This window comes from Saccharopolyspora sp. CA-218241 (assembly GCF_050954615.1).
GTDB lineage: Bacteria > Actinomycetota > Actinomycetes > Mycobacteriales > Pseudonocardiaceae > Saccharopolyspora > Saccharopolyspora cebuensis.
This window is the reverse complement of record NZ_CP191860.1, coordinates 582,100-598,517: the sequence shown is the minus strand read 5'-3', so window position 1 is coordinate 598,517 and position 16,418 is coordinate 582,100. Positions and strand designations below refer to the sequence as shown.

The following is a 16,418-nucleotide window of genomic DNA, read 5'->3' as shown; positions in this document are numbered from 1 at the left end:
AGGCGTTCGCGGCTTGCGCGGTTCGCGGCCTCAGCGCTCGGTGATCGGGGCGTAGGCCCGCTCGCCCGAGCCGGTGTAGACCTGGCGCGGACGGGAGATCTTCCGGGCCGGGTCCTCCAGCATCTCGCGCCAGTGCGCGATCCAGCCGGGCAGCCGGCCGAGCGCGAACAGCACCGTGAAGAACTTGGTCGGGAAGCCCATCGCCTTGTAGATGAGGCCGGTGTAGAAGTCGACGTTCGGGTAGAGCTTGCGGTCGACGAAGTAGTCGTCGGCCAGCGCCTTCTCCTCCAGCCGCAGCGCGATGTCGAGCAGCGGGTCGTTGGAGCCGAGCCGGGTGAGGACCTCGTCGGCGGTCTTCTTGATGATGGCGGCGCGCGGGTCGTAGTTCTTGTAGACCCGGTGGCCGAAGCCCATCAGGCGGACGCCGGGCTCCTTGTTCTTGACCCGGTTGACGAACGAGTCGACGTCGCCGCCGTTGGCCTTGATGCCCTCCAGCATCTCCAGCACCGCGCTGTTGGCCCCGCCGTGCAGGGGACCGAACAGGGCGTTGATGCCCGCCGAGATGCTGGCGAACAGGTTGGCCTCGGACGAGCCGACCATCCGCACCGTCGAGGTCGAGCAGTTCTGCTCGTGGTCGGCGTGCAGGATGAACAGCTGGTCGAGGGCGCGGGCCATCACCGGGTCGACCTCGTAGGGCTCGGCGGGGAACCCGAAGGTCATCCGGAGGAAGTTCTCCACCAGGCCCAGGGAGTTGTCCGGGTAGAGGAACGGCTGCCCGACGGACTTCTTGTAGGCGTAGGCGGCGATGGTGGGCAGCTTGGCCAGCAGCCGGGCGGTGGACAGCTCCACCTGGTCCTTGTCGAACGGGTTCAGGCTGTCCTGGTAGAAGGTGGACAGCGCGGAGACCGCGGAGGACAGCACCGGCATCGGGTGCGCGTCGCGCGGGAAGCCGTCGAAGAACTGCTTGAGGTCCTCGTGCAGCAGGGTGTGCCGCTTGATGCGTTCGGCGAACTCGGCGTACTGCTGCTGGGTGGGCAGCTCGCCGTAGATCAGCAGGTAGCTGACCTCGATGAAGTTGGACTTCTCGGCGAGCTGTTCGATCGGGTAGCCGCGGTAGCGGAGGATGCCGGCGTCACCGTCGATGTAGGTGATGTCGGACTCGCAGGCCGCCGTATTGACGAAGCCCGGGTCCAACGTCACCAAACCGGTCTGGGAAAGCAGCTTGCCCAGGTCCACACCAGGGGCGCCCTCGGTGGGCTCCTTCACCTGCATTTCGTGCTCGCCGGCGTCATAGCGCAGCGCGACGGTACGTTTGGCGGTCACGTCGTCGGGCATTCGGGAACCTCTCGCGCTCATCGGGATAGCGCTGCCGGGCGACGAGCTGGGCGCACCGACCGCGGGCCGGGCCATGATGGTCGCTCGTGCGCTGGCCGGGGTGTCCGACCCGCCGCAGCACCACCCCGTTGGGGTCCTGTCAGTAGTCACGCTAGACCGCTGGGGGTGCCTCGCGCAGCAACCGCGTTTCGCCTTTTTGGCAGGTGGGACCACGATCACATCACAACGGGGCGCTCCGGCCGGGCCGCAATCCACTCTCCGGAGCCACCGAGCACCGTCAACGTGACCAGCGCTCGGCCGCCACCGGATGCAGCGGCGCGGCTCAGATCACAGGGTGTCGTCAAGCACCTGTCCAGGTGGTCTTCGACGGGCCCTCACCCGCCGGGGGCGAGTTCGGCGGACCAGGGCGGCTCGGCCCCGGGGCGCGACACGGTGATGGCGGCGGCCGCCGCGGCGTGCCGCAGGGCGCGGTGCCAGTCGAGCCCGGTGAGCGCGTCGGCGTCCAGCGCGCCTTCCCGGTGCAGCCAGGCCAGCAACGAGCCCTGCACGGTGTCGCCCGCGCCGATGGTGTCGGCCACGGCGGTGGCGGGCGCGGGCACGCTCACCGGCTCCTCCCCCGCCAGCACGAGCAGCCCGTCGCCGCCCCGGGTGAGCACCACCGCGCGCGGTCCGGCGTCCCGCCACCGGCGCACCGCGTCCACCACCGGCTCGTCCGGGCTGAGCCAGCGCGCGTCCTCCTCGGAGAGCTTGAGCAGGTCGACGGCGGGCAACCAGGACTCGAACCGGGCCCGGTAGGCGTCGGGGTCGGCGATCATGCCCGCCCGGACGTTGGGGTCCAGGGCGGTGAACCGGCCCTGCTCGGCGGCGCGGAACAGCGCCTGCTCGTAGACGGTCGCGCCGGGTTCCAGGACCAGCCCGAGGGTGCCCAGGCACAGCGCGGTGCAGTGCGCGGGCAGTTCGGCGGGCCGGACCAGCGGGGCGGCGGTGTCCCGGGTGTGGAAGCTGTAGCGGGCGCCGCCGTCGGCGGCCAGGCCCACCACCGCGAGCGTGGTCGGCTCCGGTCCGCGCTGCACCAGCTCGGTGTCCACAGCGGACTCGGTGAGCCGGTCCAGCAGCGCCTCGCCCAGCGGGTCGGTGGAGATCCGGCCGTGGAAGCCGACCGGAACCCCCTGTCGCCCCAGGGTGATCGCCACGTTGTACGGGCCACCGCCGAGCCGTGGGTGCAGCGGCGCGAGCGGACCGTCCGCTGTGGACGCGGGCACGAGGTCGACGAGCGCTTCGCCGCCGATGACGATCACTGCTGTTCCTCCTCCGGTTGGCCGGCGGTGAGCCCGCCGATCAGGAACCGCGACAGCGCCTCGAACGCCGCCGCGTCGGACAGCCCGGTGCGGGCGCCGATCTCGCCGCGCTGGATGCCCGCGATGGTGCGGCCGACCATCTCGGCGACCAGCGCCGCGTGGACCTCGCGGAAGGCGCCTTGGCGGACGCCCGCGCCGATGAAGCCGCGGATGCGGTCGGCCGCGGCGTGCGCGTTGGCCTCGTAGGTGGCGCGGGTGGCCGGGTTGGCCGCCATGTCGTCGATGAACTGGCGGGAGGCCGGTCGCAGCGCCGCCGCGGCGGCTTCCAGGTAGAGCCGGATCCGGGCGGCCGGAGCGTCGACCTCGGCGACGGCGCCCTCGATCTCCTCGGTGGCGCAGCGGAAGTAGTGCGCCACCACCCGCACGGCGAGCTGCTCCTTGCTGCCCGCCAGGGTGTAGAGCGTCGACTTGGAGCAGTGCAGCCGGGCGGCGAGCTCGCCCAGCGTGAAGTGCGCGAACCCCTCGGCGAGGAAGAGGTCGCGGAGCCGGTCGAGCAGCTCGGCCCGCCGGGCGCGCACCGCTCGGGGCGCACTCGGGTGGTCGGGGTTGGTCACCGCCCGAGCTTGCCACAACGGGGGACACCCCTTCGGTGGGTTCCCGGCCGACCACCCGACCGGTACTCTGAGCCGTCCCGCAGTACCGCCGCGAGTACCGAGGAGCCGCCGCACCATGCCCGCAGACCGCATGCCGCCGTCCCCGGAAGCCGCCGACCTGCTGGCCCTGACCAGGGACATCGCCCGCGGTGAACTGGCCGACCGGGCGGCCGAGGACGAGGCGGCGGAGAAGTTCCCGCGCGACGTGTTCGCCCTGCTCGGCGAGACCGGCTTCCTCGGGCTGCCCTACCCGGAGCGCTTCGGCGGCGGTGACCAGCCGTTCGAGGTCTACCTGCAGGTGCTGGAGGAGCTCAGCAGCGCCTGGATGACCGTCGGCGTCGGGCTGTCGGTGCACACGATGGCCTGCTACCCGCTGGCCACCTTCGGCACCGAGGAGCAGCGCGAGCGGTGGCTGCCGGAGCTCATCAGCGGTCGGCTGCTCGGCGGCTACGCGCTCTCCGAGGCGCACGCGGGCTCGGACGCGGCGGCGCTGAGCACCCGGGCCACCCGGGAGGAGGACGCCTACCTGGTCAACGGGACCAAGACGTGGATCACCCACGGTGGCGTGGCCGACTTCTACGCGCTGCTGGCGCGCACCTCCGACGACGGTGCGCGCGGCATCAGCTGCCTGCTCGTCGACGGCACCACCTCGGGCCTGGCGGCGGCGCCGCCGGAGCGCAAGATGGGCCTGACCGGCTCGCCGACCACCGAGCTGCGGTTCGTCGACGCGCGGGTGCCCGCCGACCGGCTGATCGGCGCCGAGGGCGACGGGTTGAAGATCGCGCTGTCCGCGCTGGACTCCGGCCGCCTCGGCATCGCCGCCTGCGCCGTCGGCCTCGCCCAGGCGGCGCTGGACCTCGCCGTCGACTACGCCAAGCAGCGCACCCAGTTCGGCAAGCCGATCATCGAGTTCCAGGGACTGGAGTTCCTGCTCGCCGACATGGCCACCGCCGTGCACACCGCGCGCACCGCCTACCTCGACGGGGCGCGCCGCCGCGACGCCGGACGCTCCTTCGGCTTCCAGGCCTCGGTGGCCAAGCTGGCCGCGACCGACGCCGCGATGAAGGTCACCACCGACGCCGTCCAGGTGCTCGGCGGGGCCGGCTACACCCGGGACTTCCCCGCCGAGCGGTTCATGCGCGAGGCCAAGGTGCTGCAGATCTTCGAGGGCACCAACCAGATCCAGCGGATGCTCATCGGCAGGCACCTGGCCAAGTCCTGACCCGGTCCAAGTCCTGACCCGGGGGCCTCCCGCTGCGCCGGCACCACCCCCAGTCGATGCCGGCGCAGCGGGAGGCGCCGGTCGGCCAGCGCTCCCGGGCGAACGCCGGAGTCCGCCCTCGAAGCCGCTCAGCCCGCGCAGGCGGGCGGCGGAACCAGCCCTGCGCCCTCGCCCGGCAAGGCACGCCGGCGATGCCCGCACCTGCGAACCGGCCGACGCGAACCCGGCGCCGGACATCGCGAGCGCCGCGGCCCCCACCACGACGGCTCGGCTGACGCCTCGCCTGGCCCGGTTCCTCCTGCCCGATCGAGCCCGGCGATCCGGGCCCGCACCACCGGGATGTCCGCGCGCCCCGTCGACGTCGTCCACCGCGGGCGCGAGGACGAGTCTTCCACCGGCGAGCGCGGCACCGGAAGCGCTGGTTGATTCCCCGTCGAGCGCGATTGATAATTTCCACGTTATGAATGCCGCCGGAGGGATCCGCGTCGGGGACACCACCGAGCCGAGCATCCAGCAGCTCAGAATGTTCCTGCTGCTGGCCGAGGAACTGCACTTCGGCCGCGCCGCGCGCCGCGGCTACATCTCGCAGCCCGCGCTCTCCCGGCACATCAGGACGCTGGAGCGCAACCTCGGCGTCCAGCTCATCGACCGCACCACCCGCGCGGTCGCCCTCACCCCGGCCGGCCAGGACCTGCGCGAACCGGCCCGGGCCGTGGTGGAGGCCACCGCGGAACTGCGCGCCCGCGCCCAGCACGCCGCCGCGGCGGGAGTGGGCGACCTCGTGGTCGGCTCACTCGACGCCCTCACCTCGATCGAGCCCGCCTCGTCGATCCTCGACGCGCTGCGCCACCGCCTGCCGGGCGTGAACGTGCAGATCCAGCGGGCCGGATTCGACATCGCCACCGTGCTGCTCGAAGGTCTGGTGGACGCCGCCTTCCTGATCCTGCCCGTGCCCGACGGGGTCCAGTACGTCGCGGTGGACAGCGGCCCGCGCTGCGCGGTGCTGAGCGTGACCGACCCGCTCGCCGACCGGGAGGTCATCACCCTGGCCGACCTCGCCGACCACACCCACATCGGCTGGTCGCCGCGCGTTCCCGAGGTGTACCGGAACTACTGGGCCTGCGATCCCCGCCCCGACGGCAGCCCCGTCCGCTACAGCTCGCACCAGGCGGTCGACTACGAGAGCTCGCTGCTGGCCATCGTGCGCGGCGAGGGCATCCAGCTCCCGCCGGCGATCGCCGAGCAGCTCTACCCGCGGCCCGGCGCCGTCTACGTCGAGGTGGCCGACGTCCCGCCGTGGAGCATGGCCCTGGCCTGGCTCCCGTCGAAGCGCGACCACCCGCACGTCGCCGCGCTGCGCCAGGCGACCCACCAGGTCCTCGGCCACCGCTGACCCACCCCTACAGGTGAACCTGAACCAGGTGAGGGGCCTTTCCGGATGCGGCGGAGCCGCATGCGGTGAGGCACGCAACCGGCACCGCCGCCCGTGCTCGGACGTCACCGCTCCGCGGCCTTCTCGCGAGGACAGCGCCGACGCCGTGCACGAAGTGGGTACATCAGGAGGCGATCGGCGCAGCGAGAAGGCCGCGGAGGTTCCGCCACCCGCACCGCCACGCAAGCCGTGCCCCGCACCCACCTCCGAACGGGTGAGGTCAGGTGCGGACTAGGTCGGCTAGGAGCTCCAGGTGCGCGGCGACGTCGATGTCCGGGTCCAGCAGCCACTGGTTCTGCAGGCCGTCGGCGGCCGCGATGAACAGGCTCGCCAGCGCGGCCGGGTCGCGCTCGGTCGGGATGCCGCCCGCCCGCTGCTCCCGCTCGATCTCCGCGGCCAGCACCCGGCGCAGCAGCGGGTAGCGCGCCGCGAAGTACCGGCGCTGCTCGCTGTCGGCGTCGGCCGAGCCCGCCGAGCCCGCAAGCACCGAGTACAGCGCCACCAGGCCGGGGACCGAGGTGTTGGCCCGGAGCGCTTCGACGAAGCCGTCGAGGACGCCGTGCTCACCGCTGAGGACCTCGATCCCCTCGCGGCGGGCGAGCACGGCGGTGAGCAGCGCCTCCCGCGACCCGAAGTGGTAGAGCAGCCCGGCCTTGGTCATGCCGACGGCATCGGCGATCTCCTGCACCGTCGTCCCGGACAACCCGCGCTCGGCGATGATCCGCAGCGCCGCGTCGAGGGCCTGATCGCGGGTGGCCGCCGTCTTGGCGTACGGACCCCTGGCTGCCATGCGGGTCATGCTAGCGCCCGGCGAATTTCTACCACGGGTCAGAATTCGGTGCTAGAGTCCGGTCACCGCGCGGCAGCGGGGCCGCGCCGATCGCCGGAGGACCGCATGGCAGGCACGTTCGCCGACCTCGTCGACCGCCTCGACCTGGAGCGCAAGGTCGAACTGCTCACCGGGCAGGACTTCTGGAGCACGGTGCCGATCGAGTCGATCGGGCTGCGCAGCGTGGTCCTGTCGGACGGTCCGGTCGGCGTGCGCGGCCCGCGGTGGGACGAGCGCGAGCCCTCGCTGAACCTGCCGTCGGCGACCGCGCTGGCCGCGGCCTGGGACCGGGAGCTGGCCCGCGCCTGGGGCGCCGTCGCGGCGGCGGAGGCCCGGCGCAAGGGCGTGGACGTGGTGCTGGGGCCCACCATCAACCTGCACCGCTCACCGCTGGGCGGGCGGCACTTCGAGGCGTTCAGCGAGGACCCGGTGCTCACCGCCGACCTCGCCGCCGCCGTGGTCACCGGGCTCCAGGACAACGGGGTCGCCGCCACCCCGAAGCACTACGTGGCCAACGACTTCGAGACCGACCGGTTCACCGTCGACGTGCGGGTCGACGACCGGGCGCTGCGCGAGCTCTACCTGCTCGCCTTCGAGAAGGCCGTCGTCGAGTCCCGGGCGTGGGCGGTGATGAGCGCCTACAACTCGATCAACGGCACCACCGCCACCGAGCACGACCTGCTCACCGCACCGCTCAACGAGGAGTGGGGCTTCGACGGCGTGGTGGTCAGCGACTGGACCGCCGTGCGCTCGCTGGGCAGCGCCCGCGCCGCGCAGGACCTGGTCATGCCGGGGCCGTCCGGCCCGTGGGGGCAGCGGCTGGTGGACGCGGTGCGCGCCGGGGAGGTGCCCGAGGCCGCGGTCGACCGCAAGGTGGAGCGGATCCTGCGGCTGGCCGCGCGGGTCGGCGCGCTCGACGGGTACGAGGCCCCGGCCGCCGAGCCGGTGGGGCCGGAGCGGGCGCGGGAGTTCGTCCGGTCCGCCGCCGTCGCGGGCACCGTGCTGGTGCGCAACACCGGCCTGCTGCCGCTGGGCCCGGTGCGGCGCATCGCCGTCATCGGGCACGGCGCGACCCAGGCCCGCACCCAGGGCGGCGGCAGCGCGACCGTGGTGCCCGACCGGGTCGTCTCCCCGCTGGAGGGCGTCCGGGCGGCGTTCCCGGACGCGCGGGTCGACCACGCGCTCGGCGCGGTGGTGCAGCAGGGCGTCGGCGCGATCCCGGTCGCGGAGCTGACCAACCCGGTCACCGGCGAACCCGGGGTGCACCTGTCGCTGCTCGACGAGGCGGGCGCCGAGCTCCGCGCGGAGGAGCGCTTCGCCACCGAGTACGTGTGGCTGGGCGGCGACTCCGCGATCGACCGGACCGCGCGGCTGCGGGCGTCGACGACGTGGACGCCCACCACCTCCGGCGTCGTGCACCTCGGGTTCGCCGCGGTCGGCCGCACCGCGTTGCGGGTCGACGGCGCCGTGCTGCTCGACGAGCGCGCCGAGGTCGCTGCGGACCAGCAGCTCGGGGCCGCGTTCCTCGCCCCGCCCAGCGCCACCGCGCCCGTCGAACTCGTCGCGGGCGAGCCGCTGCGGATCGAGATCGAGCACGACCGCGGCCCCGACGCGATGCCCGGCGTGCTCACCTTCGCCTTCGGCACCGCCCCGGCCGACGACGATCCCGAGGGGCTGATCGCCGAGGCCGCGGAGCTGGCCGCCGAAGCCGACGCGGTGGTGCTGGTGGTCGGCACCCACAGCCGGGTCGAGAGCGAGGGCTTCGACCGGACCGACCTCCGGCTGCCGGGACGGCAGGACGAGCTGGCCCGCGCGGTGCTGGCCGCCAACCCGCGCACGGTCGCGGTGGTCAACTCCGGGGCGCCGGTGGAGCTGCCCTGGCGGGACGAGGCCGCCGCCGTGCTGCTGACCTGGTTCGGCGGCCAGGAGTTCGGCAACGCGCTCGGCGACGTGCTCGGCGGCGCCGCCGAACCCGGCGGCCGGCTGCCGACCACCTGGCCCGCCGCGGCGGCCGACGTGCCGGTGCTGTCGGTGACGCCGGAGGACGGCGTGGTGCGCTACGACGAGGGCATCCACCTCGGCTACCGGGCGTGGCTGCGCGCCGGGGCGGAACCGGCCTACCCGTTCGGCTTCGGCCTGGGCTACACGACGTGGGAGCTCACCGGCTGCGAGCTGCCCGGGGAGGTGGCGGCCGGGGACGGCCTCACCGCCCGGATCGCGCTGCGCAACACCGGCGAGCGCACCGGCAAGCAGGTCGTGCAGGTCTACGCCGCGCGGCCCGGTTCGGCCGTGGACCGGCCGGTGCGGTGGCTGGTCGGCTTCGCCGCCGTGACGGCCGCACCCGGCGAGGAGGTCACCGCCGAGGTCGCGATCCCCGGCCGCGCCTTCGCCCACTGGGACGCCGGCTGGCGTTGGGAACGCGGCGAGTACGTCCTGTCGGCGGGCACCTCGGTCCGCGACCTGCCGCTGTCCGCGACGGTCCAGGTCCGCTGACCCGCGCTCACCGGGCCCGCAGGCCCCAGCTCCCGGACCAGGTCTCGCCCGGCTCGACGTGCAGCAGGTCGATGCCGGAGTTGAGCGCGTCCGGCGGGCAGGTCATCGGCTCCACCGCGACCGCGCGCCCGCGCCCCGGGAAGTCGTCGGCGGTGTAGACCTGCACCCAGCCGAACACCGGGTCGGCCCACAGCTCGACCGCGGTGCCGTCGGGGGCGGTGATGGCGTGCCGGACGCGGTCGTCGCCGGGCGCCGGGGCCGCCCCGCCGAAGGCGGTGTCCAGCCACACCCCGGCCAGCGGTCGGCCGGTGCGGAAGTCCAGCTCGTCACCCGCCAGCGAGCGCGGGGGCCGGGCGGGCAGCAGCGTGTCGGCGTCCAGCGGCAGCACGCTGCTGGCGGCGAGCCGCAGCGTGCAGTCGTCGGTGGCCGCCGTCCCGGCGCGCGGGAACGGGTGCGCGCCGACGCCGAAGGGCGTCGTCCGGTCACCCGCGTTGCGGACCTCGTGGGTCACCCGCAAGTCCTCGTCGGACACCGCGTACTCGACCGCGACCACCAGCGGCACCGGCCAGCCGGGCTGGGACGCGACCGGGGCCCGCAGCCGCACCGACGCCGCGGTGCGCTCCTCGACCTGCCACGGCACGTGGCAGAGCAGGCCGTGCAGGGCGTTGCCGCGCGTCGGCTCGGTCAGCGCGAGCTGCTGCGGCTCGCCGTCGAGCACCCAGCGGCCCCCGGCGACCCGGTTCGGCCACGGGGCCAGCACCGCGCCCGCGCTCGCGGGCGGGCGGCGGTCCGCGGCGTAGGGCTCGGCGAACGGGACGCCGTCGACCTCGAACTCGCGCAGCGCCGCGCCGACCTCGGTGATGACGGCCCGCGCGGCGCCCGCGGTGATCTCGAACTGCTGACCAGAAGCCGGTTCGCGCATCCGGTCATTAGAGCACCGCGCCGGGGTCCCCGGCGCGGTGCCACCTCACTTGCCCAGCTTCGCCGCGTCGAAGTCCCGCTTCTCGCGGCCGTTGACCAGGTGGTTGATCCCCCAGAACAGCACGCCGATGGCCAGCAGCGCACCGGCGATCCCGTACTCCTCCACCGGGCGGCCGGACAGCGGGCTGGCGAAGAACGCGCAGGTGATCGCACCCAGCACGGGCACCCAGGTGGGCGCCCGGAAGTGCTCGTGCTCGACCTTCTCCTTGCGCAGCACCAGCACCGCGACGTTGACGATGGCGAACACCACGAGCAGCAGCAGCGAGGTGGTGCTGCCCAGCGCGGAGATCTCCAGCGTGCTGACCAGGATCATCGCGATGATGCTGGTGAACAGCACCGAGACCCACGGGGTCCGGCGGCTGCGGTGGATCTTGCCGAACACCGACGGGATGATCCGCTCCTGCGCCATGCCGTAGACCAGCCGGCTGGCCATCAGCATGTTGATCAGGGCGGTGTTGGTGACCGCGAACAGCGCGATGGCCGAGAACAGCACCGGCGGGAACCACGGCGCGGCGGCCTGCACGACCAGCAGCAGCGGCCCGTCGGAGGCGGCGAGCTCGTCGGTGGGCACCAGCGTCGAGGTGATCACCGCGATGATCAGGTAGATGGCCGCGGTGATGCCCAGGCCCATCAGCAGCGCGCGCGGGAAGTTCTTGGCCGGGTTCCGGGTCTCCTCGGCCATGTTCACCGAGTCCTCGAAGCCGACCATCGCGAAGAACGCCAGCGCCGTCGCGGAGGTCACGGCCAGGAACGGACCGGTGTCGGTGTTGAACTCCAGCAGGCGGCCCGGGTCCGGCGTGAGGGACGGGTTCGAGTTGAAGCCCGCGATCGCGATCACGCCGAACACGATCACGATGGCCAGGCCGAGCAGCTCGATGCAGGTGAGGACCACGTTCATCTTCACCGACTCGCCGACGCCCCGGAGGTTGATGCCCGCGAGCAGCAGCAGGAAGCCGATCGCCACCACCCAGGACGGGAACCCGTCGCCGAGGATCGCCTCCAGGTAGTCACCGCTGAAGGCCTGCGCGGCCGAGGACGCCGAGGTGATGCCCGAGCACATCACCGCGAAGGCGATGAGGAAGGTCAGGAAGTGCACGCCGAACGCCTTGTGCACGTACAGCGGCGCGCCACCCGCCTTCGGGTACTTGCCGACCAGCTCCAGGTAGCTGAAGGCGGTCAGGAAGGCGACGACGAAGGCGACCAGGAACGGGATCCAGAGCGCCCCACCGACCTTGCCGGCGACCTTGCCCGTCAAGGAGTAGATCGTGGTGCCGAGGATGTCGCCCACCACGAAGAAGAGCAGCAGTTTCGGGCCCATGACCTTTTTGAGGCCTGGCTCCTGCGCACCGCCCGGCGCCCCGTCGTTCACGGTCGTCTCGTTGGCCATAGCTGGAAAGTGTGCACTTCGGCTGATCGCGGTGTCAGCCCACCCCTCGACGAACTGCACCGGCTGGCCCGTGCCCGACCCGTCACACCGCCCAACGTGGACGGGGCGTGACGGATCGACCACCTACCGTGCCCGCCCGCACGCCGCGCGGCGGTTGTCAACCCACCGGGCGGTCCTCGGCGTCCGGATCGGTCAAGGGGTCCGCGGCGGTGGGCGCCCGGTAGCGCCAGAACGCCGGCAGGCAGCACGCGGCGGCCACCGCGCACACCACGACGAGCACCCCGCCGCCGGCCACCGCCGTCGAGGTGCCCAGCCCGGCGCCCGCGGACCCGTGCAGCACGTCGGCCAGCCGGGGCCCGCCGGCCACCACCACGGTGAACACCCCCTGGATCCGGCCGCGCATCTCGTCGGTGGCCGCCATCTGGAGGATCGAACTCCGGTAGACCATGCTCACCAGGTCCGCGCCACCGCCGAGCGCCAGGAAGACCACCGCGAGCCACAGCGAGTCCGACAGCCCGAAGCCGATCACCGCCACGCCCCAGGCCACCACGCCCAGCACCACGCCGACGCCGTGCCGGGCGAACCGGTGCAGCCACCCGGAGAACACCCCGAACGCGAAGGCCCCGAGCGGGATCGCCGCGTACAGCCAGCCCAGCGCCGCACCGCCGCCGGGCGGATCGCCGAAGGTCCGCTCGGCCATCTCCGGGAACAGCGCGCGCGGCATCCCGAACACCATCGCGATGATGTCCATCAGGAACGACGCCAGCAGCACCGAGTGCAGCGCCAGGTAGCGGAAGCCGTCGATCACCGCGCGCAGCCCCGCCCGGCGCGGCGCGCTCTCCCCCGGCGGCAGCGGCGGCAACCGGAGCACCGCCCACAGCGCGGCGGTCAGCGCCACGGCGTCCACCAGGTACAGCGTCGGCAGCCCCAGGAACGGCAGCAGCACCCCGGCCAGCAGCGGACCGACGATCGCGCCGAGCTGCATCACCGTGGAGCTCAGCGCCTGCGCCGAGGGCAGCAGCGGCAGCGGGATCAGCCGCGCCACCGCCGCCGCCCGGGCGGGCATGTTGATCGCGAAGAACGTCTGCTGGGCGGCGAACAGCACCAGCACCAGCCACACCGAGCGCACCCCGGCGGCCGACACCAGCCACAGCAGCACCGCGCTGAGCGCCAGCCCGCCGTTGCTCACCAGCATCAGCTTCCGGCGGTCCACCGCGTCGGCGATCGCCCCGCCCCACAGGCCGAACACCAGCAGCGGCACCAGCCCGAACAGCCCGGCCAGGCCGACGTAGGCGGAGGAGCCGGTGAGGTCGTAGAGCTGCTTGGGCACCGCCACCGCGGAGAACTGCGCGCCGACGGAGGTGACCACGTTGCCCAGCCACAGCCGCCGGTAGGCGGGGTAGCGCAGGGGCCGGGTGTCGAGGAGCAGCTTGCCGAGCGAGGACTTCAGGCTCCAGGACACCCGTGCAGCTTATGACCGCTGTCAGATTGGCTTGCGTGGCGGTGCGGGTGGCGGAACCTCAGCGGCCGTGCCAGCTGCGTGCCCCACCGCATGCGGCTCCGCCGCATTCCGAAAGGCCCCCTGAGAACCGCACGACCCGTTCGGGTGAGCGGACGTGAGTGAGGGGCACCCTTGCCCAAGTATCTGGGACAAGGGTGCCCCTCACTCATGTCACGTTCGGGTGAGGCGTCAGGGGGCGAGGCGTTCGACGGTCCAGAGGTCGTCGGTGCGGCGGAAGCGCAGCCGGTCGTGCATCCGGTCCGGGCGGCCCTGCCAGAACTCCACGACCTCCGGGCGGATCCGCCAGCCGCCCCAGTGCGGCGGCACCGGCACCTTCTCGTTGTCGGCGAACCGGCGCTCGATGCCGTTGAGCGCCGACTGCAGCGCCGGACGCCCGCTGACCACCTTGGACTGCGCCGACGCCCAGGCGCCGAGCTGCGAGCCGCGCGGGCGCACCGCCCAGTACTCGGCGGTCTCGTCGCCGGGCACCTTCTCGACGGTGCCGCGCACGTTGACCTGGCGCTGCATGGCCAGCCACGGGAAGGTCGCCGCCGCCATCCGGGTCGCGGTGAGGTCGTGGCTCTTCGCCGAGGTGTAGTTGGTGAAGAAGACCACCCCGCGCTCGTCGAAGGCCTTGCACAGCACCGTGCGCGAGGACGGCACGCCCTCGGCGTCGGCGGTGGCCAGCACCATCGCGTTCGGCTCGGTGACCTCGGCCTCGACCGCCTCGTCGAACCAGCGCTGGAGCTGCTCGTGCCAGGTCCCGGCGAGCGAGGTCTCGTCGAGCGCACCGGCTTCGTAGGACACCCGCATGGACGGCAACGCGACGTTGGTCTCCGACATCCGCTTTCCTTCCTCGCTGCGCGCACGGATCGGCGGCTCGCCGCCCTGTCGGTACGACGGTAATCCCGAAGGCGGGCAGCGCCGAATCGGCTGCCGCTCCCGATCGATCACGCAATCGATGCAGTGACGGGAACAACACCCGTTCGGCGCTGTGACCTGGCCCGATGGTGTTCGGTGCGCCCCGTCCGGTTCCTCCGGAACGCCCGCTGCTCACCAACGCGCGGGTGCCGCGAACCCCACGTCCGGGTGGTGGGCGACGGCCTCGGCCAACCGGCGCCCGGCGACCACCGCGTCCGGTCCCACGGCCGTCGCCAGGGCGCCCCCGGCGGCCAGCGGCGCCAGCGACCACCAGTCGCCGGACGCGGGCGCGGCGGGGTCGTCGGCGCCCACCAGGACCTCCGTGGCCAACACCCGCGCGCCCGCGAGGTAACCGGCGCTGGCGTCCAGCAGCGGATCGCCGATGTCGAGCCGCTGCCGCAGCAGCGGCACCCCGTCGCGCACCACGTCGGTCGCGGTGACCAGCCGCCCCGGGCGCTCCCCGGACCGGCCGAGCACCAGCACCTCGCGGCAGCGCAGCCGCGCGTCCGGCGCCAACCGGACCGACATCGCGGCCCGGTGGTCGGCGCGGGAGCTGATCACCGTCGGTTCCGGCAGGTAGTCCACGCTCGCCCCGGCGGCGACGTCGAGGTGCACCGCCGCGCTGCTCACCGCACCGTCGTGCCCGGGCAGCGCGACCGTGGCCGCCGTGCCGCGCAGCAGCAGCCGCGCTCCCGGCCCGACCCGCACCCGCAGGTCGACGACGTCCCCGCCCACCGGCGAGGTCGCCGAGCCGACCAGGTGGACCACGGCGGTGCCGTCCGCCGCGGTCGTCGCCGCCCGGCGGGGCACCAGCGTCAGCGGCGCCTGCGAGGCCAGCTCGCGGACCACGCTGCGCCCGCGCGCGCCGAGTTCGACGCCCAGCACCGCCTCGGCCCTCACCCGAGCTGCTCCCGGACCCAGGCCGCGACGTCCGGCGCCTCGGGCGTGCGGGTCAGCGACTGCGCGATCACCGGTAGATCACCGCGCATCCGGTGCGCGTCGGCGAGCATCACCTCCATGTCGGCGCCGACCCGCTCGGCCAGGTCCACCTTGTTGATCACGAGCAGGTCGGCCGTGGTGACGCCCGGACCGCCCTTGCGCGGCACCTTGTCCCCGCCCGCGACGTCGACCACGAACACCTGGGCGTCGGCCAGCCCGCGGCTGAACACCGCCGTCAGGTTGTCCCCGCCGCTCTCCACGATGACCAGCTCCAGGCCGGGGTGGCGCTCGGCGAGCCGGTCCACCGCGTCCAGGTTGGCGGTGATGTCGTCGCGGATCGCGGTGTGCGGGCAGGCGCCGGTCTGCACCGCCTCGATCCGGTCGGTGTCGAGCACGCCCGCCCGGCGCAGGAAGTCGGCGTCCTCGGTGGTGTAGATGTCGTTGGTCACCACGGCGAGCTCGACCTCGCCGCCGAGCGCGCGGCACAGCGCGGCGGTCAGCGCGGTCTTGCCGCTGCCCACCGGCCCGCCGATGCCCAGCCGGAACGGCCGCCCGGACACCTCGGGCGCCGGGTGCGGATCGGGACCGCTCTCGGTGGGGTCGAAGCCGACCGGGTGCTGGTGACCGTGGCCGTGACCGTGTTCAGGACGCAAAGAGACGCACCTCTTCCTGGTGATGGCGATCGTGCGCTTCGGCGAGCAGGTCCAGCGCCGGTGAGCCGGGGGCGGGCAGCGCGGCCGGGTCGTCCCCGGCCACCGCCGCCGCCTCGTCGGCGATCCGGTCCAGCTCGGTGCCCAGCTCGGCGACCGCCGCGTTGGCGGCGAACGGGTCGAGCCCGAGCAGCCGGACGGCGGCCGACGCGGCTCCGCTCAGCGCCAGGTACCCGGCGCTGAGCGCGGCGTCCCGCGGCGCGGCACCGGCCGCGGCGGCCAGCACGCCGAGCACGATCGGTTGGTGCGGCCGCGGGACCGCGGCCGTCAGTTCGGCGAGTGCCGGTGCGGGCCAGGCGGCCCCTCCGGCGCGCAGCATCCCCCGCCCCTGGGCGCGCGACGCGGCGCGCTGCGCGGGCGAGGGGGTGCGGGCGTCGAACTCGACGTCCAGCACCCGCCAGTGCTCCCGCGCGACGCCGCGCGCGGTCGCGTGGGCGGAGGCGGCGGCGAACACCGCCTGCGGCGCCCCGGCGCCGACCAGCCGTCCGCGCAGGAATCCGCGCAACTGCTCGGCATCGGTGAGCAGCCCGCGCGCGGCGGCCTCCTCGACGCCGCCGGAATGCACGTGCCCACCGCCCGGGAACCGGGCGTCGGCCAGGGCCAGCACGGCGAGCCCACCGCGCACCAAGACCACCTCCGCATGATTCTTCTTCCAGGTGAGGGGCACCCTCATCCGGCTATGTCGGATGAAGGCGCCCCTCACTCACCCCTCCTCCG

Annotated in this window: 14 protein-coding genes; 3 read left to right on the top strand and 11 right to left on the bottom strand. The window is 73.7% G+C overall.

All coding sequences use genetic code 11. The features are described 5' to 3' along the window. Positions 1–30 precede the first annotated feature (30 nt). From ACQP0T_RS03050 to ACQP0T_RS03040, 3 genes are all read right to left on the bottom strand, one after another. The gene (locus ACQP0T_RS03050) at positions 31–1,335 is read right to left on the bottom strand and encodes a citrate synthase (RefSeq protein WP_345367365.1); all 1,305 of its coding nucleotides are present in this window, start codon (positions 1,333–1,335) and stop codon (positions 31–33) included. A gap of 374 nt (positions 1,336–1,709) precedes the next feature. Further along, positions 1,710–2,633, bottom strand: a complete 924-nt coding sequence (locus ACQP0T_RS03045) for a carbohydrate kinase family protein (protein ID WP_433871192.1) — start codon at positions 2,631–2,633, stop codon at positions 1,710–1,712. Further along, on the bottom strand, positions 2,630–3,247 hold the full coding sequence (locus tag ACQP0T_RS03040) for a TetR/AcrR family transcriptional regulator (protein ID WP_433871191.1): 618 nt from the start codon (positions 3,245–3,247) through the stop codon (positions 2,630–2,632). Before ACQP0T_RS03040 ends, ACQP0T_RS03045 begins: the two co-directional genes overlap by 4 nt. Before the next feature lie 115 nt (positions 3,248–3,362). Here ACQP0T_RS03040 and ACQP0T_RS03035 point away from each other — a divergent pair, with 115 nt between their 5' ends. Together ACQP0T_RS03035 and ACQP0T_RS03030 are read left to right on the top strand one after the other, a co-directional pair. Continuing rightward, on the top strand, positions 3,363–4,508 hold the full coding sequence (locus tag ACQP0T_RS03035) for an acyl-CoA dehydrogenase family protein (RefSeq protein WP_433871190.1): 1,146 nt from the start codon (positions 3,363–3,365) through the stop codon (positions 4,506–4,508). Between the two features lie 460 nt (positions 4,509–4,968). After that, complete coding sequence (locus ACQP0T_RS03030) at positions 4,969–5,901, top strand: LysR family transcriptional regulator (protein ID WP_433871189.1); 933 nt, start codon at positions 4,969–4,971, stop codon at positions 5,899–5,901. A gap of 259 nt (positions 5,902–6,160) precedes the next feature. Here the strand turns inward: ACQP0T_RS03030 and ACQP0T_RS03025 are convergent, their stop codons facing one another. Beyond that, entirely contained in the window at positions 6,161–6,730 is a 570-nt protein-coding gene (locus tag ACQP0T_RS03025; protein ID WP_433871188.1) for a TetR/AcrR family transcriptional regulator, read from the bottom strand. A gap of 105 nt (positions 6,731–6,835) precedes the next feature. Between ACQP0T_RS03025 and ACQP0T_RS03020 the strand changes: the two genes are divergently transcribed. Continuing rightward, positions 6,836–9,262 (top strand): beta-glucosidase family protein, encoded by a 2,427-nt coding sequence (locus tag ACQP0T_RS03020; protein ID WP_433871187.1) that lies wholly within the window; start codon positions 6,836–6,838, stop codon positions 9,260–9,262. A 7-nt stretch (positions 9,263–9,269) separates the two neighbouring features. Here the strand turns inward: ACQP0T_RS03020 and ACQP0T_RS03015 are convergent, their stop codons facing one another. The 7 genes from ACQP0T_RS03015 to ACQP0T_RS02985 all read right to left on the bottom strand — a co-directional run bounded on the left by ACQP0T_RS03015 (position 9,270) and on the right by ACQP0T_RS02985 (position 16,335). Further along, complete coding sequence (locus ACQP0T_RS03015) at positions 9,270–10,184, bottom strand: aldose 1-epimerase family protein (protein WP_433871186.1); 915 nt, start codon at positions 10,182–10,184, stop codon at positions 9,270–9,272. A 45-nt stretch (positions 10,185–10,229) separates the two neighbouring features. Beyond that, on the bottom strand, positions 10,230–11,630 hold the full coding sequence (locus ACQP0T_RS03010) for an APC family permease (protein WP_433871185.1): 1,401 nt from the start codon (positions 11,628–11,630) through the stop codon (positions 10,230–10,232). A 157-nt stretch (positions 11,631–11,787) separates the two neighbouring features. Then, positions 11,788–13,092 carry an MFS transporter gene (locus ACQP0T_RS03005; protein ID WP_433871184.1) on the bottom strand — a complete coding sequence of 435 codons (1,305 nt, stop codon included), beginning with the start codon at positions 13,090–13,092 and terminating at the stop codon, positions 11,788–11,790. A 228-nt stretch (positions 13,093–13,320) separates the two neighbouring features. Then, on the bottom strand, positions 13,321–13,974 hold the full coding sequence (gene pdxH, locus ACQP0T_RS03000) for a pyridoxamine 5'-phosphate oxidase (RefSeq protein WP_433871183.1): 654 nt from the start codon (positions 13,972–13,974) through the stop codon (positions 13,321–13,323). Between the two features lie 210 nt (positions 13,975–14,184). After that, positions 14,185–14,952: an urease accessory protein UreD gene (locus ACQP0T_RS02995; protein WP_433871182.1), complete on the bottom strand. Its 768-nt coding sequence runs from the start codon at positions 14,950–14,952 to the stop codon at positions 14,185–14,187. After that, positions 14,949–15,644, bottom strand: coding sequence for an urease accessory protein UreG (gene ureG / locus ACQP0T_RS02990; protein WP_433871181.1), 696 nt, complete (start codon positions 15,642–15,644; stop codon positions 14,949–14,951). Before ureG ends, ACQP0T_RS02995 begins: the two co-directional genes overlap by 4 nt. Further along, entirely contained in the window at positions 15,634–16,335 is a 702-nt protein-coding gene (locus ACQP0T_RS02985; protein WP_345367393.1) for an urease accessory protein UreF, read from the bottom strand. The genes ureG and ACQP0T_RS02985 overlap by 11 nt, the downstream gene beginning before the upstream one ends. Between the last annotated feature and the right edge of the window lie 83 nt (positions 16,336–16,418).